General features: G+C 58.2%; 18 protein-coding genes and 1 tRNA gene. 6 read left to right on the top strand and 13 right to left on the bottom strand.

What is annotated here, in order from left to right; all coding sequences use genetic code 11:
- The first annotated feature begins 340 nt into the window (after positions 1-340).
- Both IPF36_RS03220 and IPF36_RS03215 read left to right on the top strand, forming a co-directional pair.
- Entirely contained in the window at positions 341-784 is a 444-nt protein-coding gene (locus IPF36_RS03220; RefSeq protein WP_195427314.1) for an SHOCT domain-containing protein, read from the top strand.
- 82 nt (positions 785-866) lie between these two features.
- On the top strand, positions 867-1,865 hold the full coding sequence (locus IPF36_RS03215) for a hypothetical protein (protein ID WP_195427313.1): 999 nt from the start codon (positions 867-869) through the stop codon (positions 1,863-1,865).
- Between the two features lie 184 nt (positions 1,866-2,049).
- Here the strand turns inward: IPF36_RS03215 and IPF36_RS03210 are convergent, their stop codons facing one another.
- Both IPF36_RS03210 and IPF36_RS03205 read right to left on the bottom strand, forming a co-directional pair.
- The gene (locus tag IPF36_RS03210; RefSeq protein WP_195427312.1) at positions 2,050-2,979 is read right to left on the bottom strand and encodes a hypothetical protein; all 930 of its coding nucleotides are present in this window, start codon (positions 2,977-2,979) and stop codon (positions 2,050-2,052) included.
- Positions 2,980-3,214: 235 nt separating this feature from the next.
- Positions 3,215-3,739: a hypothetical protein gene (locus IPF36_RS03205; RefSeq protein ID WP_195427311.1), complete on the bottom strand. Its 525-nt coding sequence runs from the start codon at positions 3,737-3,739 to the stop codon at positions 3,215-3,217.
- A 519-nt stretch (positions 3,740-4,258) separates the two neighbouring features.
- Between IPF36_RS03205 and IPF36_RS03200 the strand changes: the two genes are divergently transcribed.
- The gene (locus IPF36_RS03200; protein WP_195427310.1) at positions 4,259-5,191 is read left to right on the top strand and encodes a metallophosphoesterase; all 933 of its coding nucleotides are present in this window, start codon (positions 4,259-4,261) and stop codon (positions 5,189-5,191) included.
- A gap of 289 nt (positions 5,192-5,480) precedes the next feature.
- The gene (locus IPF36_RS03195) at positions 5,481-5,705 is read left to right on the top strand and encodes a hypothetical protein (protein WP_195427309.1); all 225 of its coding nucleotides are present in this window, start codon (positions 5,481-5,483) and stop codon (positions 5,703-5,705) included.
- Positions 5,706-5,934: 229 nt separating this feature from the next.
- Here IPF36_RS03195 and IPF36_RS34350 read toward each other — a convergent pair whose 3' ends face one another.
- On the bottom strand, positions 5,935-6,762 hold the full coding sequence (locus tag IPF36_RS34350) for a hypothetical protein (RefSeq protein ID WP_218959475.1): 828 nt from the start codon (positions 6,760-6,762) through the stop codon (positions 5,935-5,937).
- Here IPF36_RS34350 and IPF36_RS03185 point away from each other — a divergent pair.
- Both IPF36_RS03185 and IPF36_RS03180 read left to right on the top strand, forming a co-directional pair.
- Complete coding sequence (locus IPF36_RS03185) at positions 6,740-7,021, top strand: hypothetical protein (protein WP_195427308.1); 282 nt, start codon at positions 6,740-6,742, stop codon at positions 7,019-7,021. The two genes, IPF36_RS34350 and IPF36_RS03185, sit on opposite strands and share 23 nt — an antisense overlap.
- A gap of 318 nt (positions 7,022-7,339) precedes the next feature.
- On the top strand, positions 7,340-8,044 hold the full coding sequence (locus IPF36_RS03180) for a hypothetical protein (RefSeq protein WP_195427307.1): 705 nt from the start codon (positions 7,340-7,342) through the stop codon (positions 8,042-8,044).
- 278 nt (positions 8,045-8,322) lie between these two features.
- Here IPF36_RS03180 and IPF36_RS03175 read toward each other — a convergent pair whose 3' ends face one another.
- From IPF36_RS03175 to queC, 10 genes are all read right to left on the bottom strand, one after another.
- Positions 8,323-9,117: an HNH endonuclease gene (locus tag IPF36_RS03175; protein WP_195427306.1), complete on the bottom strand. Its 795-nt coding sequence runs from the start codon at positions 9,115-9,117 to the stop codon at positions 8,323-8,325.
- Between the two features lie 29 nt (positions 9,118-9,146).
- A complete protein-coding gene (locus IPF36_RS03170) occupies positions 9,147-9,959 on the bottom strand; it encodes a hypothetical protein (RefSeq protein WP_195427305.1) in 813 nt (270 codons plus the stop codon).
- A gap of 647 nt (positions 9,960-10,606) precedes the next feature.
- On the bottom strand, positions 10,607-13,735 hold the full coding sequence (locus tag IPF36_RS03165) for a type III restriction-modification system endonuclease (RefSeq protein ID WP_195427304.1): 3,129 nt from the start codon (positions 13,733-13,735) through the stop codon (positions 10,607-10,609).
- Between the two features lie 8 nt (positions 13,736-13,743).
- The gene (locus tag IPF36_RS03160) at positions 13,744-15,843 is read right to left on the bottom strand and encodes a site-specific DNA-methyltransferase (RefSeq protein WP_195427303.1); all 2,100 of its coding nucleotides are present in this window, start codon (positions 15,841-15,843) and stop codon (positions 13,744-13,746) included.
- Positions 15,844-15,868: 25 nt separating this feature from the next.
- A complete protein-coding gene (locus tag IPF36_RS03155; RefSeq protein ID WP_195427302.1) occupies positions 15,869-16,546 on the bottom strand; it encodes a DUF4391 domain-containing protein in 678 nt (225 codons plus the stop codon).
- Positions 16,546-19,830, bottom strand: a complete 3,285-nt coding sequence (locus IPF36_RS03150) for a helicase-related protein (RefSeq protein ID WP_195427301.1) — start codon at positions 19,828-19,830, stop codon at positions 16,546-16,548. Before IPF36_RS03150 ends, IPF36_RS03155 begins: the two co-directional genes overlap by 1 nt.
- Complete coding sequence (locus IPF36_RS03145) at positions 19,830-20,726, bottom strand: WYL domain-containing protein (protein ID WP_195427300.1); 897 nt, start codon at positions 20,724-20,726, stop codon at positions 19,830-19,832. The genes IPF36_RS03150 and IPF36_RS03145 overlap by 1 nt, the downstream gene beginning before the upstream one ends.
- 690 nt (positions 20,727-21,416) lie before the next feature.
- Positions 21,417-21,492, bottom strand: a tRNA-Lys gene (locus IPF36_RS03140).
- 58 nt (positions 21,493-21,550) lie between these two features.
- Positions 21,551-22,666, bottom strand: coding sequence for a YeeE/YedE family protein (locus tag IPF36_RS03135; protein WP_195427299.1), 1,116 nt, complete (start codon positions 22,664-22,666; stop codon positions 21,551-21,553).
- A 45-nt stretch (positions 22,667-22,711) separates the two neighbouring features.
- A complete protein-coding gene (queC, locus tag IPF36_RS03130; protein ID WP_195427298.1) occupies positions 22,712-23,395 on the bottom strand; it encodes a 7-cyano-7-deazaguanine synthase QueC in 684 nt (227 codons plus the stop codon).
- Between the last annotated feature and the right edge of the window lie 56 nt (positions 23,396-23,451).

Genomic DNA, 23,451 nt, shown 5'->3' with positions numbered 1-23,451 from the left:
GATACAACTGCGGACTATGTCACTTGTCGAGCGCGCGGAGCTGTTCGCGCGGCGAACGACTTTGCAGGCACGAGTCGGTACACAAATCAGCAACGTCGAAGCGACAACCAAAAGTAAACCCTTCGCGCAACTTATACGATATCGGGCACCCGCAGCAACCGGTCGAACCAGGCTTGTCGGCATGGAAAAGGCGCCGCGAAGCCGCGCAAACGAAACAGCCATCCCTACCAAAGTGGGGGAATCCGCCATTGAGCACCTCGGTGAGAATCATTTCAGCCATGCGGATCGGTACACTATGACCGCCCGTCCTCCATGATCAATGACCACATAGGGAGAAAACATGTCCACGAAAGGAGAATTGCTCTACCACCCGATTAACGGCACCACCGAGGAGACCTGGGATGGCTTTTCATGGCCTGCATTCCTCTTCGGAATTATCTGGCTGGCCATAAAGCAGCTCTGGGTTCACTTCATTGCGTGCCTAGTTCTTCTTTTCGTTACGGCAGGGTTCGCTGCAATTCCGATTTGGATTTTCTATGGGGGGATGGGCAACTCCTTTCATAAGAAAGCCCTTCTGAGCAAGGGTTACCTAACCCAAGCCCAGTATGAACAAAGGCAAGGGACTTCCATGAACATGAGTGCAGCTGCCGCTGAATCACGGAACACCACGCCCAGCCACCCAAGCATTGCGGATGAACTGGCAAAGCTAGTACAGCTTCGCGACTCCGGGGCACTAACGGAGATTGAGTTTTCTGAGCAAAAGCGAAAGCTGCTGAGTTCTTGAACCGCCTCGAAGAAATGGATCAGTGGCGCCGCAATTGATTGCGGCAATGGTATACCTCACAGCATAAGAAGGGATTGAGGTGATGGCGACCAGCTTTCTGTACGACCGAATCACACATGGGCGGCCCTCGGCAACGGGTACGCTAGCCGAGCCCGAAGGTGCCCCCGAACCGCGCTTCGCCCTGCAAGGCACCGTCAATTGGATGCATGCTCTCGCCCTGGTTGTGCAGGACGAAGCTATCGATTGGCCTCAAATACAGGCTTTTTATAGTCAAGTACGGCGATTCTCGAGCCTGACGGACGCAGCGACAAACACCGTGTTCGAGCAGTTGCTGATGAGCCTTCATCACCTTTCGGCGCTGCATGCGATGGCCGCGACCAACAGCGATCGGGATCTTGCGCGAGTCGGGGTGATGGCTTGGTACTACGGCATTTATTGCGCCGCCAGCGCGATGATCGCGGCCAAGGACGGTTCCCAGCAACAGGATCACACCAGTACCGCGACTCAGTGGGACAGGCAGATCGCATCAGTTGGTTTGGCAGCCCCCCCTTTTGCTTTCCGACTGACCACTTTGGTCAAGAAGGATGCTGCGGCCGAGATCGCTGCCCAGCGTAAAGGCAACCACTTCACATTGGCTTCCCGAGCCACCAATGCGGCGGACGCTCGGGGTGCCTGCTTGTCCTATCTCAGTGGCACGAGAGACTACCGTGAGTGGCAGATTTGCGAAGAATTGAAGCTCAGGGAACTAGCCAAGCTCGGGTTGAAAGACTTTCGGACCAGGAAGGCCCAGCAACTGCGTGACGATCGTCTCCGGGGCAAATCACTCGGTTTTCTGCACCAGGCCTTTCGCTATCGAGGCAAGGCCAACTACCGTGATGCGCTGTTCCTCACCTACGAGGCGCAAGTGGGTACGGTCATCGATGGCTTCATCGGCGACATGGAGACGGTGCTCAGAGCCTTTTTGACGATGGCAGGGGGATTCTGCTCCAGGCGCGTCAATTCCGGCCACTGGGACGCCTTCTACGCCGACCTAAATGTGCATCTGGGGCTTGCCGTCATGCCGAAGGATGTCTGGATGTGAAGGGCGCTCGAGTCTGTCAGGTTGAAGTAGCCCCCCGATGGCGACCCGGCCAAGTGGTCCCGCAATTGATTGCGCCGATAGTGGGCAGCGCAGGCACTTTGGCAAGTCCCGCCGCACTCGGCAACGTGCCAGCCGTGCGCGTAAGCCAGCGAAATTCCGAACCGGATGTTCGCCCTCTCTGGCCTTAGTTGTGCTGGGTGCCCTGCCGCGCGAACAATAGACGCCAGCTGAGCAGGTCGTACTCAACTTGCCTAACCTCCTGTCGCTCAGTTGGACCAAGCATCGAGTGTGTTCCGTCTGTGACTGACTTTAGTGGCACGTACACCAGAATTGCCGAGCCTTTAGGCGACTGGAAGCACAGCGCTGCGAAGTACCTAATGAGGCCAAGGGATTGGCGTATTTTGTTTCGCTCTTCGATGGCACGAGCCAGGAGCCGCCCCCGCGTCATATCGTCAAGAGAGTCTGCTTGTTCCACTGAAACTGATACCAGGTACACCCGCTGAGCTACGTCGCGCGCGCTAGCGGCGATGCTGAAGTTGTATGAATACCATGCAACGAATGGAATCTTCAGGTTAATACCATCCTTCGTTGTGACTGGAGCTTCCTCTTCAATTTTTGTTTGATGAAGTACCAGCGGTTCCTCAATGCCCGCAGACATGGTAGGGGCTAGGTTCGGGAATCGATACGACACAAAGGATGAGTTCCCGAGCTCGGTGTACGACCTCTTGATTTCAGTGGCTGGGAAGGCGCCAGCGTGGACGGCCTGAAGCAACTCCAGTACGTCACTGCGTACTCGTTTGTCGTATTGAAATGTCAGGGTTAATTCATCTAGAGTCTTTTTGTCGCCGGTCTGGATAGTGAAGGGAATGGCTCCGAATACAGGCATGCTTGGCGTCGCGACCTGTTTGGATCCCACAAAAATGGTGGTGGTACCAGTCACGGATAGGGGGTGTCCAAATATGCCGACAGTGAAGTCCGCCTTATCCAAGCTTCCGGATTCCCTAGCGACACGCCATGTTGCGTCAACAGCAACAACGCTAACCACAATGGCAAGAATTGCCACGACGAGGCTCGCAAGAGTGACATAATAGGTCTTTAACTCCAATCTTGTCATTTTTCTCCCTCCGTAGGCTGCCTTTGCGCCAGATATCCTACCAGCAGATTGAAATAACAAATTTCCGAGTTTGGAGTCCTCCCCAAGGTCGTTGCCAGCACCCTCTTGACATTCTCGGCACTTTCGAAATAAGCACTCGGCTTACTCAATTCTCGCTCCTCTTGCAAGCTATTCTTGATGTTCTGATCGAAGACTTAAGCAGCCCCAGCCGGAATCTCGCGACAAGGAGGAATACCTACTCGCTATCCGCCTGGGTTTGTCGCCGCGCTACCGCGCGCTGATATTCAGCATCTACCGCTGCTTGCATTTGACCGCTGTGGATCACGGCCTTGCATGCAGGGCATGCCAAACTGATTCGGTCGCGCATCTGCAGTACGACCGTCTTCCCGCCGTTATCGAAGCACGCCTGACAGAGGTAGTACCACTGCTGCCGGTCGGCTGGCGCCTCCTTGAGCGTGTACGCGAACGAGTTGTTCCCGACAGGCACCAAGTGGTAGTTGTCGCGCTCGTCGGCCTGCGCTTTCAGCTCGCGGATCTCATTTTCGAGCTCGGCGATGCGCTGGTCAGCCGCCCGCGCTTCCCGGACACCCTTGAGCGCTTCCTGGGAGGCCTCCAAGGCGGCCATGTTGACGTTGCGCAACTGATCGACCATGTCCGCAATAGCCTTGTCGGTCAACGACTGATCCCGCGCCTTGATTGCATTCTTAAGCAGTTCCAAGGCTGCGCTGGCACTTGCGACTGCGGTGGACAGATCAACCATCTGGCTCTCCTGACGGGTAGATGATGGCGATGGTAGCAGGGGTTCGCCACCTCGCCGAAATGAAAGCGCCCCGATGCTGGGGCGGCAACGGGGCGCGATGGGACCAACGAATCGATAGGAGCGATGAAGGGACATCGTGGGCAGCGGAACCCATCCTTGTCCAAGCCGTGGCCGCGCTTCTATTCCCTCTCGGCCGGCAATGGGACGGCACTAAGCCGTGGCCGTGGGCCGGCGCGCCGTATGCGGCCGCGCCCGTTGAACCCGGCGCCATGCTGCATGAAGCAGCGCAATTGATTGCGCCGACAGAGGGCAGTGTACCTGCTCAGGCGGGAACATTATGACACCAGAAGAACGCGAATCAGGCTGTCGGCATATACTGTAGGCGTGCAGCGCATAAGAAGATCAACGGGCAATTTATTGGGCCAACACTAGCAGGCTGCGGTGTTGAATCTGGATCGCCCCGGGGCTGGTACCAAGTCCCGCACGCACCTGCGCCAAGAAAGGCCTGACGAGGGCAAGATGAACTACGACATCATCGGCGATGTTCACGGGCAAGCAGACAAGCTTCGCACACTCCTCCGACGGCTTGGCTATCAGGAACGCTCCGGAGTATGGCAGCACCCGGACCGCACTGCCATCTTTGTCGGCGACTTCATCGACCGCGGCCCTCACCAGCTTGAGACGGTCAACTTTGTGCGTCGAATGGTCGAGGGCGGGCACGCCCTGGCCGTGATGGGCAATCACGAATTCAATGCAATCGCGTGGTATCTAAAGGACCCGGTACAGGAAGGCGAATACCTACGCCCGCACAGTGGCGAAGTCGGGGAAAAGAACCGCCGCCAACATGCTGCATTCTTAGCCGAAGCCGAGGACAAGCCAGAGCACCGTGAGGCCATTGATTGGTTCCTCACCCTCCCCCTCTGGCTGGAGCTTCCGGAACTTCGAGTTGTGCATGCCTGTTGGCATCCCCGCTACATGGCCGATCTCACACCTGTCTTGGGACCTGGAAACCGGCTGGACGAAGCCTCGGTAGCCGCCGCAAGTCGAAAAGGCACGACCGAATACCGCGCGGTGGAAGCGCTCCTCAAAGGAATTGAGGTCCGACTCCCTCCAGGCAGCTCGTTTCGAGACAAGGACGGGATTGAGCGCCACAGCGCACGCGTTCGCTGGTGGGATTCCACTGCGATAACGTACCAGCAGGCGGCGTTGGTTCCTCCGCGCAGCGACACGCACCTAACGGACGATGAAATCCCCCACGAGGCGCGCGCGGGGTATGCGAACGACAAGCCCGTGTTCTTCGGACACTATTGGCTCAACGGTGAACCTCAGATTCAGTCTCCACGCGTGGCTTGTGTTGACTATAGCGCGGGCAAGAAGGACGAGCCCCTGGTCGCGTATCGCTTCGACGGCGAATCCGAATTGGATGCGAGCAAGTTCGTAAATTCCCACTGAGGGGGCGGCGCACACCCACAGCAAGCTGAAGGGAAAAAAAATGTGCCGTGCGGCGAGGTCAGTGCGAACGGCTTTGGCAGCGGCAGCGGCCACCAGCGCTTCGTCACCTGGGCAAGTTCGCTTTGGCGCTCAATGACAGCGACGCTTCTTCCCGCGCTTGAATCTCTTGAATCGATACCCACTTGTGATCGGGCGCTCCTCTCCTTGACCTCATGGGCGGCCTTATGCCCCAGAAGGGCGATATTTTTCCAGTGCCGGATGGCATCGTCGGCATGATACGGAGCTAAAGATGACCTACGACTACTATGAATTTGGTGAAGAGGGCGGGAGCTTGATGCGGCGTGCTGAGGACGGCGTTACGCTGTCCCGCCTGGACAAGGCCACCGGGGAATGGGTCGAGGACAACTACCTGTTCACCTACCTGTACCGAGGCGACTCCGAGGAGATTTCGGAGGATGAAGCCAAAGCATTGGCTGCCAAGCTGTGCCCCGGCCAAGAGCTACCATTCGACTGACTTCCACCGCAATTGATTGCGCCAGCCGCCAGTCGACAGACGGCGGGACTTGGCACCGCAACTGATTCCGGTAACCGCGCCGGGGTCGGGATGTGCCGCTGGCGCCCACCGCACCACCGCAAGTGATTGCGGTGGGAATTCCGAGAATGAAGCCAAGATGCTGGCCGAGAAGCTGTGCCCGAGTACCGTCGAAAAGTGTGTGCGAGTTACGTTGTCACTGACAGCCAGCTTACCGAACCGGAATCCATGGTCTGAGCCTCGATTCCAACGTTTGCAAATCGCTTTCAGGCAGACGCTTCAGGCGCTTATTGGAAAAGTGCTCGAACTCCTCGACCGATAATTCAACAAGATGAATGCCATGCTTCGGGAGAACTTGGCGTCGGCGCTCATCGTAATGCTGTCGCTGGACACAGCGCGGGATACCGCTGGCTGTCAGCCGCTTGTCGAAAAATGGCACAGATTCTGTGTGTTGCCGCTCACGATACTCGATAACTAAGTTCTGCTCCGGATAGTACCCATCGACGGGCAGCATCGTGCCCGCATCTCCTGTGAGAAATGGAAATCGGTGTTGCCGCCTACAACGCGTACCCATCACCTCATCACACAGATCAAGGATGTACGCTTCGTCTCGATCTTGGCGGACAGACGATTGACACACACCGGTCGTGCTAGGCGTTCCCGATGGTGGAATTCTGCCTCCTCCGTCAGCGGGCAATGAAGAATTCAGGCCTTTTCGTTCCGATAGGCCTGCATGGACGTAAGAGATTGAAATTGTCCCGTTTTCCACCAGATAATCGAAGTCGGCGACCGTGAACCCATCACGATGGCGGCCGAAGTCGTTTATGTAGAACCCAAGATTGCGCAGTTGTCCGCGAATTCGCTTTTGTTCGTCAGTCTCTGCACGGACCTTTCGCGACAGTAGATCGCGGATTTCCCATGCTTCTTCCTGGCTGAAGTTGACCCTGCTCCGCATAGTCTCGGCACCTAGACGGTGTGCGCAACGACGAATAGAGAGGTTGGACACCTTGCGTCCCATGATGACGAACAAGCGGCTCATCGGTCAAGTCCATACGTGCGAGCAATCTGTGCTTCCTGCCGACACGAATATCCACCGCAGTGCAATCATCGTCGAGGTGGCGGCGCTCGTGCGGTCGGTCCAATCGACGCCGCTCCAGCAGAAACTGATCTGTAAGTATCAGACATCGCTTGACAATGAGTTATGTCGGGCCATCCGCGCTCTGCGCGAGACGCAGGAGTGGCGACTCCAGACGCTGGACAATGGAGCCCCCCATGGCAGCACACCAAGGCGCGACTAGCGAGTGGCTTCGTTTGGGAAAGCTTGGCAGGCAGCCAACACTGCAGTACTGCGCTGAGCTGCCAAGACCAGCACACATACATGACAGCAAGTAGTGCTTGCCCAATCACATTGCCGCAATTGATTGCGGCTACTCTCGGCGTCTGCGGAGCGCGAAATGTTCGGCAAAACCGAGCTTCTTTGATCCCGCCACCACAGCACCACGATTCAGGTGCGTCTGTATCTGCTCTTACCCCCTAGGCCGGCAATTGACACCAAGCGTGCAAACCGACATCCTCATATTCAGAATTGACTACTTGGCAGTGGCCTGATCACCCGAATGATTAGCCAGTGGATAGACTTGACCGAATTGGGAAGTAACCCCTGGGTGCTTCCCATCTACACAGCGATCAATCAGGCGGTCGGCCGTGGCGCGACAACACCGCTTTCGAGCAAGAACAATGCATTGGGCCTACATTTGACCACCCGGCTTAACATCCTTCCGCGGGTTTTGACTCGTTTAAGCCAAGGACTCCGATCGATTGAAGCCCAGGCGCATCAGACCTTTCAGAATGCAAATCGCTCGGCTCCTAACGCTCCCGGCGTAGCGCTAACGGTCAGCCATGACACCAAGTACCTGGTAATCGCTGACGTGCAGTCGCTATTGACCGAACTCAACACGGCACACGAATTGATCCGCAAGTTCGCCCTGGCGTTGCACGCGCATGCTGGCCACCCCCTTGCACCCAACGCTCGCATTCTGCCGTCGCTGCCGGCAGCACAGCGGCGCCCAGAGGACGGTGTTTGGCTCAGAAAGCTGGATCGTGACAGGAACTTCGTCGCGCACGAAGGCACCCTCTATCTTGCAATAGACATATCCAACCCTGCCAGTTGGGATTTCTTTCTGCGGAAAAGCAATACGCGTCAGTTTCGCCGCCCGGCAGACTATTGCCATCTTGCTGACCTGCGGATTATTGTCAGTGGCTTCGATCGCTGGAAAGCACGACTACAGACACACCTTGTTGATCTATTCAACGCACTGTAGCAAGTGCTCACGCCACCCGGAAAATTTAGGCTCCCCGATCTGTGTAAAGGGGCAAGCCACGTCATGACGACGAGGTAATCAGTCGATGTACAACATAGCGTTGGACGTTGAGCCGACCTCGCCTGACCATCTGGGATGGGCAAGTGGTTCCAACAGGACCACCCGAAGAAGGCGCCCAAGCGGTAATCCAGCGCAATTGATTGCGCTGCCACAGAAGGCGTACCCATGTCGATACAATGGACTCCGGCGCTCTTCCTTCGTGCTCGGGTATTTGTTCTCTAGTGCGCGAACGGTCGCAGCACCATCGCGCTTTCCGGCAACTGGACGCTGGAGATATTGCGAAACACGAAGCCAAGCAAGGCAAGACCGCCATTGAAGTAGACATGGAATACGGCTGCGCCGCTATCATCGCCTGCCAGGCCGTACTGGTAGAAATACTGGTCGTGCAAGCTGGTCCCCTGGCGCCTCAGTTCGCCCACACCAGGAATGATCTCAGCAAGCAGATTTGGCGGTGGCCGTTGGTCCAGCGGCGTTGCATTCGAATACCACCGGAACACGATCCCGCCTTGCAACGGCAAAATCGCCCTGGTGTGGAAGTAGTACAGACTCAGGAAAATCTTGGTTGCGTAATAGCCGACCGCTTCGCCAATTCGGGGATGATCGATCGAGATAATCGGGGCATCCTTTGTTGTCATCCCCGACGGCAACTTCTGACCATGGGTTCGCAGCCATCGGCGCACCTCTCCGCTGCTAGGTTCCAGGGAACGATAAAGATCGGGATCCTTCCGCGCAATCGTTGTCATCAAGACTTCAATTTCGCGCTGCGTTTCGGGGTTAGCGTGGCTGTCGGTCGCAATGCGACAAAGCAATGCAGTCAAGGTCTCGTATCGAGCGGTGAAGTTGTTGCACGCCGAGCAAGCCGGAAAAACATAGCCTTCCGGCCAGAGCCGCCCCCGGAAAAACGACCGCGAGGGAATATGGTCTTGCGTGTCGGCCGGGGTGTCCCCGCCGCAAAAGCAGCACGTCGGATGCTCGCTATAGAACTTTGCTTTTCGTTGACTTGCCGTTCCCATGTTTCCCCCTGACTGCTGCAATCCGATTGCTACGTACCGACTGTTGATCGTTGCAGCCGATCAAAGGAGGCCATTAGATCGGCAAGGAGAGAGCGCTGCGTCTCGCGATACACAGCCGCATCTGTATCCAAGCCCAGTTCAGCTCTCATGGCAAGGATTGCATCCGCCTGTGCCGCTTGTAGCTTCGGCATGTTCCTATCGAGTACCCCTCGTACCGCATTGAAGTAGGCCGCGTTGTGCTGGGCGAAATGCATGGCAGTTGCTCGCGGGTCCGCGAGGGCCGCACGGTCTTGTAGCGTTGCATTGCGCAGCGCCGTCACTTCATGAACAAAGATTCCGAGCGCAGAACCGAAGCGAAGGCACATTCGCGCCGTATCATCGGAGCCCGCCAACTGAACAGGCGCCATCTTTGCGGCGACATCTGACATCGCTCGAGTAACTTCCGACGTTGGCAGACTAGGATCGACGGCCAATCCCATCGTGATCTGCGCTTGCCCTATCACTTCGATTGCGGGAAAAAACACATCGCGACGAAGCTGCATTAGGCGCGCCGCTTGATCGCGTTGCTTCTCGTAGTCAATCTGCATCGCCCGTTTCTTCTCGTCGTGCTCATGTTCCTGCTTCTGTTTCCTTCCATCGTGCCGGTGATCCTGGTCCTGCTTTTGCTGATCGCGATCGATCTGCAGCTGTTGGATCCGTCGCGCGTTCCAGGCAGTAACGAGCGACACAGCTATCGATCCAAACATCGACAGCAACGCGCCAACGATAGTACCCGCCAGGGCAAACATGGCGGCGATTGTTTCCTTTGGGGACGTTTGAAACCAAGCGAAGAAGGATTCCATAGGGCGGGCGCTTGTCGGGACAGGTGCTTGTGTCACAGTTCGGCCATCAGGTACAGCAGAGGCCACCTACTGCTTCATGGAGCAGACAGCAATTCCGCAAGTGCGGATGATCCTTTGGAATGTCATCCCCTGGTGGAATGAAACGTGGAAGATAACAAACCCGGAATTGATCACCGGCGTCCAGCGGCTTCTGGAGCTGGTCGCAGTTCTAGAAGGATTGCGTGTCATTGTGCCTGTTGGGAGAAAAGCACAGAGCGCCAAGCCGTACGTAAATGCTGCACTCCAAAAAGGCTCATTCTCCCGACTGCCTTTTATTTGTTCGGGCCATTCCCCCTGCTCCGAGCCCCTGGCTTGATCGATGGAGCACGATCCCTGAAGGTGTGTCCCCTTGCCTCCCGCCCATCGCAATTGATTGAGGTGGCGATTCAGACGCCATCGCCGAGAACGAAGCCGAAGCACTGGCCGAGAAGCTGTGTCCCGGCCAAGATGTGCCGTTTGACTGACTTCCACCGCAATTGATTGCGGTGGCGGCCGCACCATCAGCGCCAATCGTATCCTCATGCCGAGTCACCAACGCATTAGGAGTTGTCGGTCCCCGAGACCTCGCCGGAGTACCGTCTTGCCGAGATTCAGCTTCTCCCTCATGGTCATGCCACCTGCCCAACGACATCCATCAGCTTGGCGTAGTCGGTGACGACGTCATATTTCACGCGATCCTGAGTAATGCGCTGGTTTAGTTCGTCGAAGAACTTCCTGGCACACTCGACCTTCGTCTTTTCGATTTCCCGCAGCTTCAGCGACGACATCGAGCCTTTCGTCTCCGCCACGAAATAAATATACTTGACGCTTCCGGATTTGAACGAAATCGCCCAATCCGGATTGTAATCTCCGACAGGAGTCGGGATCAGGAAACCTCGAGGCAGCTTGGCATAAACGACCACCTCACTGCTGGTATCGAGCTCTTTGACGAACTCCCTCTCAACGTCGGAATCTGTGATCGCGTAGTCATAGACGTGGTTCTTCAGCTTCGCCGTTGCGCGGGAAAAATCCTGTCCGGTTTGGTTGGCCGTAAAGATGTCGACGTCGTATCGCTGTTCAACCTCGTCGTAGGCCAACCGCTCGATCACCATCGCAGCCTTCTGCTCAGCGATGATGCGCGATGCCTCGGAGATGAAATGCTCTGGATTCTGCTTGAACTGTCCGAACACGGCTGCCTCGATCTGTCCAAGTATGCTTGCCGTAGTGTCTCGGGTGAGCTGTGAGTTCTCTGCCACCTTCCCGACCAGATCGTACTTCACGAGCGAATGGATCGAGTCTCCGTACTCGGAAGTCGTCTCCTGGATCTTGAATCCATCGCCATTGCGAAGCTGGTCATCGGTTAAGCCGTCGTGCTGGACGCCGATTTGCACCGTGTATTGAAGCGGCGTCACTCGCAGCTGACTGTTGAGCGCGCTGATGCACTTCTTGATCAGTTCCCGGGAATCGAACTCGACGCGATAGACCGCCTTCCGATTGATCCGCGACCAGAGCTCCTGGAACTCCTTCTTCTCGAAGTTGGCATTGAGTGGGTTTGTCTTGGGCTTCCGGCCATCGTCGACCTTGGGCAGCTGCGCATCACTGAAGACGCTGTCGATCAGCTGGAAAACCTGGTCCGCGTAGGGCTTCAGCTCTTCCGGCAATGCCGCCAGCGTGCCCGTCGCCTTGGCCTCGTGATAGGCCTCCGCGATCTGGTCGGTGTTGTCGGTGTAGTCGTTCTTCGCCAGGTAGCGATAGATCTGCTTCGCCATTGCACCGGTCACCTCGACCGGTCCTTGTTCCGTTGTGATGGTCTTGCCGGCGAAATATGCTTCCGTCGCCTGCCGCGGGCGCGAGGACAGGGTTTCGGCGATTTCCTTTTGCAACCCGGCCACGAAGTTCTTGTAGCTTTCGCTGGCAACCACCGTCAGGACGTTGATGTCGTGGACGATTGCCGGATGGTCCATCCGATCGCCATGCTGGTCAACGCTCAGCCGCAGGCCACGGCCAACCTCCTGGCGTCGGGAAATGGTGTTGTCGCTGTGCTTGAGCATGCACATGACGAAGACATTGGGGTTGTCCCATCCTTCGCGCAGAGCCGAGTGCGAGAAGATGAAACGAACCATCCTTTTGGCTCGATCTTCTGCACTGTCGTGTGGCCCATGGAATGCCAGAAGGCTCTCTTTGTCTTTCAGGATCAAGTCATAGGCATCGACATCGTCGGAATCGACTGCACGGGCGCCGACGGCCGGGTCCTTCAGTCGGTTCGTCTTCTTGTCGATCGAGAAATAGCCGTTGTGGGTCTTGGCCGCATCGATCTCGCCGATGTACTTGCGATATGCCTCGTTGTCGATGGCAAGCTCGGACAGGTACTCCGCCTTCAACAGATCGTATTCTTCCTCGAAAATACGGGCATACTCCCCCTTCTCGTCGGCTTGGTCATAGTCGCGGTACTTCACCACCTCGTCGATGAAGAAGAGGGACAGCACCTTGATCCCTTGCGCGAAGAGCTGCTTTTCCTTGTCCAGATGCGCCTTGATCGTCTCTCGGATCTGGATGCGGCGGATGTCACGCTCAGACACGTCGCCATTGGCCTCGCCCGCCTTCAGGACCTCGCCGTTGGTGAACTCGACCGTGTCGGTGTTGTAGTCGATCTGCGAGATGGTGAAACCGCGGTACTGGTCCAGTTCGTCAGACTCCACGAAAAGATCGTCCCGGTATTCCAGTCGCCGCAACTGCCGTTTGATCTCGCCCGACTTCAGCTTCACCTCGAGCTCGATGCGCGCCACCGGCGCCTTCTTCGAAATGTCGATCCCTTCGAGGTAGAGGTAGGCGTTCGTCCCGGCGAGGCCGCGCGTCTGGATACCCCGCACAGCAATCTTCTTCACCAGCTTCTGATTGTAGGCGTCCAGCGCGTCGAGGCGGTGGATGCGCTTGTGCTGGGTCCGGTGCGTCGCCGAATAGCGCAGGATCATCAGCGGCTTGAACTTCGGCAGCGCCCCCATCGTGGCCGCGCCTTCCATCTTCTGTGGCTCGTCCAGGATCAGGATCGGTCGGTTCGAGGCGATCACGTCGATGGGCTTACGCGACTGGAAGTCGTCCAGCTCGTCATAGATACGGCGGTTGTCCGCACCCCGCGCATTGAACGCCTGGATGTTGATCACCATCACATTGATCCCCGCGTCCGAGGAAAAGCTCTCCAGCTCGTGCAGGCGCTTCGAGTTGTAGATGAAGAACCGCGCCTTCTTGCCGTAGCTTTCGTTGAAGTGGTCGGCCGTGATCTGCAGCGACTTGTAGACTCCTTCGCGGATGGCGATCGACGGCACCATGATGATGAACTTCGACCAGCCGTAGCGCCTGTTCATCTCGAAGATGGTCTTGATGTAGCAGTAGGTCTTGCCCGTGCCCGTCTCCATCTCGACGTCGAGGTGGATGCGCGTGGCGGCCAGCGCGTCGCGCCGGTAGGTGGCAGGGGCCGCGTTACGCTGGTTGTTGCGGTCCAGCACGGTGAAATCGTCCAGCCGTTGCGAGACGGGCAGGTTCTGGCGGCGCTGGACCTCCTGGATGTTCTCGATGATCTGCGGCTCGCTCAGCGCGATGTCCGCGTTTTTGAAGCCTTCCTCGAAGGCGCTGGCCTGCGCCTTGCGACCTGGGTCGATGCGATAGGTCAGACTGTCGATCTTGGGCTGACCGGCGAAGCAGTCCACGACGGACTCGACGGCATGGGTCTGATAGGGCTGGACCTTGAACTTTAGCTTCATGGCCGCCCTCAGATCGCTTTGACTTCGGTGGTTGGCGAGAGCTGGCAGAAGATCTGTTCGACGTTGATCTTCACCGCGTCCGAGACGAAGCCGTTGTCGCGGAAGACGACGCGCAGGGGCTCGTGACGGGCAAGCTCCTTCACCAGATCCTCGGTCACCCCGTGGTCGAAGCAGGCGACAAGGGCGTTGTCGTCCACGAAGAAGACGGTCTTGCCCTGCACGGTCTCGCGCCGGATAGGCAGTGTCAGATCCACGCCCCAATCGACCAGCACCTGGAACAGCAGGTCCTCGGCCGTGCGGCCCTCTTTCACATTGTCCACCGTGTCGAGCAGGTCGCGCTGCGACAGCTCGTCGGGGCGGTAGAACACATCCTTCATATTCGACGTATCCAGCTTCAGCACGCGGAAGCCGACATCGTTTTTCCAGCCAGGATCGCAGGGCCCCTCAACGGCGGCTGCGCCAGCTTTCCGAACGCGCTCTTTGGAAACTTCTGACAGAACCAATGGTCGGCCGTTTTTCTTCATCATTTTGATTGCCGCTTGGACGGTCTTCTTGGCGGTTCCTGTCGTCGAGGCCTCCGCTTCCTCCAAGCTCTCAGGCAACTGAACCATGATGAACCTGTGGTTCGTCCCGTAGCTCGCATTTGCTTTGAATACTGCTTCGGCAGTGCTCGCCGATCCCGCGAAGAAGTCCATGATCAAGGCATCGCGGTCGTTTGGCGTAACGTATTCGATCAGTTTCGCCAGCTCTTCGTGATCCTTTGGGTTTGTGAAGACTTTTGCGCCCATGAGATTGCGCAGATACTTCACTGAGACCTGCGACTGCTTGTAGAAGTAGGAACCGCGAACCTGCGTGGCGAATCCGGTATCATCTTCTTCCTCCCCGTTATCATCCTCAGCATCAACGTCGCTCACCTCGGTTTCTTCTGGAATGGGACGAATATGGGCTTTTCGGAAAGGTGGCTCGGTATGGTCCTCACGAAACTCCACAAGCCCCAACTTAATTTGGCGCTGCATTTCATCGGATGAGGCGTAAATCCAGCCGCGCTCAGGAACGGCACACGGCTGTCCAGTCTTCGGATGGGGAACATCGTATCGCGGCCCGTCACCGCCTGGCCAAGAGATGTCGCGATCTCTCCACGGCCCATGCTTGTCTACGCGCTTATAACGAGACCATTTCTTCGCTGGGTGGCTCTTGGGCAAATCAGAGTACCACTGGGAGATATCTGCTTCTATTGCTTTGAAGTCATCGCCATGAATCTCTCTAAGCCGCAGAAACTCTTCCCAAATATCACTGGCGCCCGGTTTCTCCTCTCGCCAGACCTCTTTCCTTTCACGCAGCTGCATAACGTTCTTGGCAAAAACCAATAGGTATTCGTGCCCTACGGAAAAGAACTTTGCGTCGTTCTTCCGACCTTTCTCCCAAACCAGCTGCGCGATGAAATTCTTTTCCCCGAAAACCTGGTCCATCAGCTTTCGAAGGGCGGACTGCTCATAGTCATCAATGCTAACCATGATTAGGCCGTCATCTTTCAGCAGCCGTTTGGCAACCGTCAGACGGGCGTACATCATCGACATCCAGTCAGAATGGTATCTGCCCCGAGTCTCAGGATTTGCGACCAACCGGCTACCTTGCTCGTCTCTCGCGCCGCTCTCCGTTTCATAGTCCTCTTTCGACGCGAAAAAATTGTCCTTATAAATAAAGTCCTTACCGGTGTTGTAGGGCGGATCGATGTAGATCAGCTTCACTTCACCCAAATAGGTCTCTTGCAAGAGCTTCAGGACATCTAGATTGTCGCCTTCAATGAAGAGGTTTTGCGTGGTGTCAAATTCCACGCTTTCTTCACGCGACGGACGCAGGGTCTTGGTGATTGGCGCGTTCGCCGTAACGAGCGCCTCCCGCTTCCCCGGCCAGTCCAGCCTATACCGCTCCTGCAGGCCTTCGACGATGGATTCGGAAAGTTCCTGGCGCAGCTGGTCAAAATCCACCGCCAGCTTCACGCTGCCATCCTCGCCCTTGACCTCAGTCACGCAGCCGGGAAACAGGTCGCGGATGCGGGCGATGTTGTCCTGAGTGAGATTGGGCGAATGCATTTTCGGTCTGTCCATGTTCTTTTCCTCGATCCGCCCGTATTCAGCGGTTCAATTGTTCAAGTTCGGTTTTCAGTTTCCGCAACGTGGCGTTGATCTCCACTTTGCGGTTGAATTGCTTTTCTCTTTCCAGCCGAGCGGCGGTCTTCTCCACCTCGCGCCGCTTGGCCCGCGCCTGCTCCACGCGCGCCACCAGCTCGGTGAGCCTCTCCTGCGGGCGCGGTGACAGGGGTATCAGGCGGTGCAGCAGCTGCTCGTACAGGCTGGCCAGATCCACCGCCAGCGGCATGGCGGCGCGTGGGCTCCCGACCGGCAGCCAGTCCGTTGCAAAGTAATCGGAGAGAACCCAGCGGCTGGCATCCGCTTCGTTCGGGCGTTTGTGGCAGGAAACCACCTGCGTGCGACCGTCGAAGGCCAGCTCGAAAATGATGGGGAACTGTACGGCCCCATCAATGCAATGCAGCACGTCCTGGTGCAATTCCGGCGTCTTGAGCTGGAGGGTGAAGACCTGAATCTCCGGCACGCCCGGTCGCGCAGCAAGATTGATGGTTTCCGGAGCCAGCTTGTATTGCCAGATGATCTGATCGACCTGTTTGACGAACAGCTCTTTCACTCGCATATTGGCCCCGCTGCGCTCGTAAATCTTGTTCTTGGGCAGCGTGCGGCCAAAGGCTGCGTTCGCAGGGTAAATGACGAAGGCGGGATGGCTGGTTTGACTCATCAGACCTCCTGTATCACCAGAAAGGCGATCAGTTCGAAGTCATCCAGCCCGGAGATGGTGTGCGTCAGGGCCGTGGTTTTGCCGCCGGTGAACAGACTGTCCAAGTCTTTTTCTTCCTTGACCTCGATCATCGAGCGGATGGCCTTGTTCAGGAGATCGGAGTACGCCTGCATCTTGCGGCCGTCCGCCGTCTCCTTGTTGAACCGTTGGCACGCCTCGGCAATGGGCTGCGCCTGCCCTTTGCAGCAGGTGCGCGCCAGATCAAGCAGGCGTTTGACCTCGGTATGGTCGTGAACGACGTCGCCTTCGCGGTTGATGTAGATGAGGTAGTAGGGGTGCAGCCGATTGTGCTGGGGCAAGTGGGCGGGTGGATTGACGCCCGCGTTGCGATTGCGCAGGGTCAAGATCGCGCCGGGACGCAGGCCAAGATCCGGGTTAGCGGGCACCACGGCGTGCAGGCCGGTGGGGGCCTTCTCGAGGTCACCGTGGGCCTTGACGTAATTGAGCAAGTCCATGCGGAAGTCGTTGAGACCCAAGTCGGTGATGGAGACACCGGTTTTCAGGTCTTCCAGCTCGATCACTTCCTCTTGCAAGCGGCGCAGTTGCTCCTTGCGGTAGGACACGTCGTTGGCCTGCGCGGAGAGGACGTTATCGTCGCCAGTGGCGGTGACGTCGGCAATCACCATCCGGCTCTCGACGCGCTCCTTCAGTTTGATGTATTCGTCGAGAGTGATGTCAGGCCAGTAGTTGACCAACTGGATGCTGCTATTAGGCGAGCCGATGCGATCTACGCGGCCGAAGCGCTGAATGATGCGCACCGGGTTCCAGTGGATGTCGTAGTTGATCAGGTAGTCGCAGTCCTGCAGGTTCTGGCCTTCCGAAATGCAGTCGGTGCCGATCAACACATCCACTTCCGCCGGTTCGTTGGGCAGCACAAAGGCCTTCTCTTTGGAGCGCGGCGAGAAGAGGGTGAGCAGCTCCTGGAAGTCGTAGCCCTTCGCCAGCGTCGACCTGGGTGCGCCCTTGCCTGTAACCTTGGCCGTGTGCAGTGACTGGCTGGCCTGCAGCTCGGGAGCCAGATTCGCGTACAGGTAGTCCGCCGTGTCGGCGAAAGCTGTGAAGATCAGCACCTTCTTGTTGCCGGGGTTGATCGGGTTGGCGATCTTTTCGAGCATATGCGCCTTCAAGTGCTGGAGCTTGGCATCGTCGGAGGGCGTGATCTTGTTCATCGAGGCGAGCAGCGCGTCGATGATTTCTATATCAATCTTCAACTCGTGCTCCCACGACGGCAGGTCCATATCGGCGAGGTTGATCTTGACCTTGCCGCCGATGTCACCTCTGTCATCATCGAAGTCGGGCAAATCGTCCTCTTCGGTGTCCAGGTTTTCGAGCACTTCGGTGAGGTCTCCCACACTGGCAGCACTGCCGGTCTGGTTGAATGCCGCGATCTTGGCCAATGTACGCAGATGGTTGTCGCGCAGCGATTGCAGCGTGAGTCGGAACGAGGCTACCGAGCTCTCCAGCCGCTTGAGCAGGTTCACCGTCATCAGGGCCTGCAAGCTCTTCTCACGGTCGGCCTGACGTAGCGTGCCTTTGCTACCGACTTTGGTGTCGTACATCTCTTCGTACTTCTTCAGTCGGCTGGGCAGGATGTAGCTAACAGGGGCGTACACGGCGAGTTTGAGCCGGGACAGTTGCTCGAAGATCTCGTTGAAGCCCATCACATCCGCCCGCTTCGTCAGCGGGCGATGGAACGACAAGGGCTTGCGGCGCTCGGGGAAGTGGCCGATGTCCTTGGTGTCGTAGAAGGTTTGGATATGTTTGCGTGAGCGAGCAATGGTGACGCTGTCGAGCAACTCGAAGAAGTCGAAGTCCAGGCTGCCCAGGATTGCACGCGCGGTGCGCTCTTCTGGCGGAAGCTTCGACCAGGCATTGAAGGCCTTCTGCGCATTGCGAAAGACTTCCTCGACCGATTTGCTGGTGCGCAGCTTCTTGCTCAGGTTTTCTGAGTCCCCTTCGTAGGCCAGTGCCAGCTGATTGCGCAGGTCATTGAAGCGGTTGTTCACCGGGGTGGCCGAGAGCATCAGCACCTTGGTCGTCACACCTTCCTTGATGACCTTGTTCATCAGCTTCTGGTATCGGGTCTCCTTGTCCTTATAGGCGTCGTTGTTGCGGAAGTTGTGCGATTCGTCGATGACAACGAGATCGTAGTTGCCCCAGTTGACGCGGTTCAGGGGCGTGCCGAACGACTCACCGCTGGTGCGACTGAGGTCGGTATGGCAGAGCACGTCATAGTTGAACCGGTCGCGGGCGAAGATGTTGGTTTTGAGGTTCCGGCTGTAGTTGAGCCAATTGTCCGCCAGCTTCTTGGGACAGAGCACCAACACCGAGCGATTGCGCAACTCGTAGTACTTGACCACGGCCAAGGCGGTGAACGTTTTGCCCAGGCCTACGCTGTCGGCCAGGATGCATCCGCTGTAGGTTTCCAGCTTGTTGATGATCCCGGTGGCCGCATCCTTCTGGTAATTGAAAAGCTTCTGCCAGATCAGCGTGTCCTGGTACCCCGTGCGGTCGTTAGGCAGGACGTCCTCGTCGATGTCATCCAGGAACTCATTGAAGATGTTGTAGAGCATCAGGAAGTAGATGCTCTCCGGGGAGTTTTCCTGGTAGACCGACGCAATGTGATCGCAGATCTGCGTCGTAACGTCTTCCAACTTCTCTGGGTCGTTCCAGATCTGGTCGAAAAGGCTCAAATACGTCAACGCAAAGGTCGGCTCGTCCATCTTGTTGACAAGATTGGAAACCGCATTGCCTTGCTGATATCCGAGATCAACAGCCGTGAAACCGTGAAGCGGCATGTAGGCGGTGTCGGTACAAGACGCTTGCACACAAGCGAATTGCTGCATTGGCGCTTTGGTGTGATTGCTCTTGAAAGTCGCCTTGCGCCGCATCCAGTCTCCGCATTCTTTCGCGATGGCGCGCTGGGTGAGCTTGTTGCGGAGCTGAATCTCGAACTCGCTGCCGTAGAGGCTGCGCTCACGATCCAGCTTCGGGATGTGAAACTCCTTCCGCTCTTTCCGGATCTTGTCCGTCGCCTCGTTGGCAACGAAGGTTGGCGAGGTGAAGATGAAGCTCAGTTCGTCGATCTTCTCCAGCTCCGCTTTCAGCGCTTCGAAGGCGTACATCGAAAAGCACGAGGCTGCGATCTTCAGCCGAGCACCTGGCTTGAGCGTTTGCTTGAGATCGTCGCCGAGCAGGCGGTTGACGTTGTCGATGAGTTCCATCAGGAGTCCGCCATTGGAGACACGGTGTAGCCTGGCGCAAGCAGTGCGTTCTTCACGCCATATAGCGCCAGATGGTCTTTGAGCCACAGGCGGTACTCGGAGCCACGCAGGCTGTGGTCGGGTGAGCAGTCCACGCTCCAGCGACGGAGCATGTATCCCGCAGTAGCAGCCCGAAGCTTCAGCGCCAGCATGCCACCGGTGAAGTTGTAGTCGCGCGCCGTAACTTCAGGCCTCGGCTGGTCTGGATGAGGAACCAACTCGATCTCGACGATCCGCGTCCATTGGATGTCATTGTCAGGGCGCTCATTGGCCTGAGCCTCTTCGTCCAGCATCTTCGGCACTTCGATCCGCGTGATGACAAAGTCACGGAACTCACCGGTCTTGCGATCAAAGGCCCGGACTTGCCAGCGCAGTCCGGTGTCGACCAGGGCAAAGGGCACGATCACTCGCTCCGACTCTCCGCTGCTGATCGAGTGATAGCGGATAGCCACTGGGCGCTTGGCGTGGATGGCCCGGCAGATAGGGGCCAACACATCCATCCTGGGGCTGCTCAAAGCCGCTGGTGATTCGCAGGGCAGCAGCGGATGCGACTCCCCGTTCACGCCATCGCCAAACCCCAACGAGAGCGCCGACAGCACGCGGTGCGGTCCGTGCTCAAAGATCGGCGCAAAGTCCTTGCCGATGCGATAGACCTTGCTGCTGCCGTCGAACTCGATATTCTGCGGAGCGATTTTGCGGTACAGGGCAAGATCTCGTGTTGCGCCCGCCGGCGCTACACCGAAACGGCCCGTCAGATCGGGGCGGCCAATCTCTCCCATGAAGTAAAGCCGGAAGTCGATATAGGCCAGCCGCTCGCGATGAGCGTGGTTCAGGCTTTCGACGCGCTGAGGAAGCATGGCCTGGCGCTCCTCAGCCACCGCATACGGCAGAGGGACCGAAATCGACTTCTCGATTGCTCATTCGGAGACCGTTCACATCATCAAAATGATGACATTGTGCATCTGGATTCGAATTTGAGCAAGCGGCCGGGAGCGACCAAATCACCAAATCCAAGCCTCTCAAGGCCGCGGCGTTACTATTACTGGATCGGGAAGCGGTCGCGGGTTCGGTTCCGTGCCACTTCCGACGAACTTGGCACCCCTCACCGCAATTGATTGCGGCGCCGATTGGGGCGCGCCTGCAGCAGCGCCCCGCATCCCATCGAGGTGGCCATGAGGAACCCTACCGATACGCGAACGCCGCCGCGCTCAGTCGCTGCCCCGGTACTGACCGTCCATCTGGCCATCCTCGCAATCTGTTGGGGTCAATCGGCCAGAAAGAAAAAAGGGTTAGCCGCTACTAACCGGCTAACCCTTCTTGTGTATGGTCGGGGCGAGAGGATTTGAACCTCCGACCACCTGAACCCGGTCGGGCCGCCAGCGCACTCAATTGCGCTATTGTGGCTACAAATGCACAATTCTCACCAGAACTCTTCTTGGCATTCCGGATGGCTTTAGAAGGTTATTTACGCTTGGCAAGTCCTTACCCCAGCCTTACCCAAGCCCAAATGGACAAGGGCCTAGCCGAAGCTAAGCCCTTGAAAATATTGGTGGGTCGTGCGTGACTCGAACACGCGACCAACGGATTAAAAGTCCGCTGCTCTACCGACTGAGCTAACGACCCGAAAAAACAGAACCGCGATTATAGTGAGGCAGATTACAAACTGTCAAGCGTTCGCGATTCAAACCATGCGTTCCAGCCGCCACATCTGGTAGCGGAACGCCAGCACCGCACCCAGAAGGATCCCGGCCAGCGCGATAAAAGACCCGATTGCCAGCGTCGACACCCCCGACAGCCCCTGCCCCACCGTGCAGCCCAGCGCAGTCACGCCGCCCGCGCCCATCAGAATGCCGCCGACCATATGGTTGGCCACGTCTTCGGCATCGCCGAAGCCTTCCCAGCGGAACGTGCGCGTGGCCAGTGCATAGACCGCCGCGCCGGCGATCACGCCGAACACGCTGACGATGCCGATGGTCAGCACCTTGCTCTTGTCGCTGAACATCATCAGCCAGTCGAGCGTATAGGCGTAAGGCGCGACGAAGCTCAGGCTTTCCATGCGGCCAGAGTTGGTCGACACAAACAGTTCTTCGAGCGTATTCGCATCCTCGGCGACGTAGCCCAGTTGGCCGGACACGTACCACATTGCCACGATGATCAGGCCGACGCCGATGCCGCCGAGCAGGTTGTCAAACGAGCGGAAGCCGCGGCCCGCCAGCGCCCACACCACCAGCACGCCGCCCAGCAGCAGCCCGAGCCCAAGCTGCAGCGCGCCGCGCGCCACGCCTGTGCCCTGCGCCAGCACCGACGGCAGGTCCTGCGTGGTCGGCAGCGTGAGCGCCACCGCGTCGACGGTATTGACGCGCACCACGCCGAACAGGCCGCGCAGCGTCATGTACGCCGACAGCCCAAGGAACACGAACACCACCAGCGACTTGAGGTTGCCCGCGCCGATGCGCACCAGCGTCTTGCTGCCGCAGCCCGATGCCAGCACCATGCCGAAGCCGAACATCAGCCCGCCCGCCAGCGCCGACAGCCAGCCCAGCTTGCTGGCGGCATAGATGGTCTTGGTCGGATCGACCGCGCCGGTCCAGGCCAGCACGCCCGTGCCGATCATGGCCACGCCGATCGCCAGGCCCCACATGCGCGCGCGGGTCCAGTCGCCCATGTTGACCACGTCGGAGACCGCGCCCATGGTGCAGAAGTGCGTGCGCTGCAGCACCGCGCCGAACAGGAAGGTCAGGACGAACGTGCTCAGCAGCACGGTGCGCGAGAGCGCGGCAAGGTCGATTTCAGGCATGTCGTTGGGAGGGGACGGCTTCTGGCGGCGTTCGGGTCGGAATGTTCAGGTGGCGCCCTGGTAGCGGGTCGGGTCGGGCACGCCGGCGGCCTCGAAGCCGGCGCGGCGAATGCGGCACGAGTCGCACACGCCGCAGGCCCGGCCGTCGTCGTCGGCCTGGTAGCACGACACCGTCAGGCTGTAGTCGACGCCCAGGCCGATGCCGGCGCGGATGATCTCGGCCTTGATCATGTCGATGATGGGTGCGTGCACGCGGAAGCGGTCGCCCTCGACGCCCGCCTTGGTGGCAAGGTTGGCCAGGGTTTCGTAGGCGGCGACGTACTCGGGCCGGCAATCGGGATAGCCGGAGTAGTCCACCGCATTGGCGCCGAAGAACAGGTCGCGCCCGCCCACGGCCTCGGCCCAGCCGAGCGCCAGCGACAGCATGATGGTATTGCGCGCCGGCACATAGGTGACGGGGATGCCGCCGGTGGCGCCGTCGGTCGGCACTTCCAGCGCGTCGTCGGTCAGCGCCGAACCGCCGAAGCGGCGCAGGTCGAGGTCGACGATTTCGTGGCGGGTAGCGCCCAGCGCCGCGGCCACGCGCTTCGCGGCCTCCAGCTCGGAAGAATGGCGCTGGCCATAGCGCATCGACAGCGCATAGGTCTCGAAACCCTGGGCGCGGGCCATGGCAAGTACGGTGGCGGAGTCGAGTCCGCCGGAAAGCAGGACGATGGCGCGTTTGGTCATGGTGCGGGGGCGCACCGGGGGCGGCGCGCAAGAACATTCAGGCGAATCGCATATTC

This window comes from Cupriavidus sp. IK-TO18 (genome assembly GCF_015549295.1).
GTDB classification, from domain to species: domain Bacteria; phylum Pseudomonadota; class Gammaproteobacteria; order Burkholderiales; family Burkholderiaceae; genus Cupriavidus; species Cupriavidus oxalaticus_A.
The sequence above is the reverse complement of the archived record's forward strand: the minus strand, read 5'-3'. Positions and strand labels throughout refer to the sequence as shown.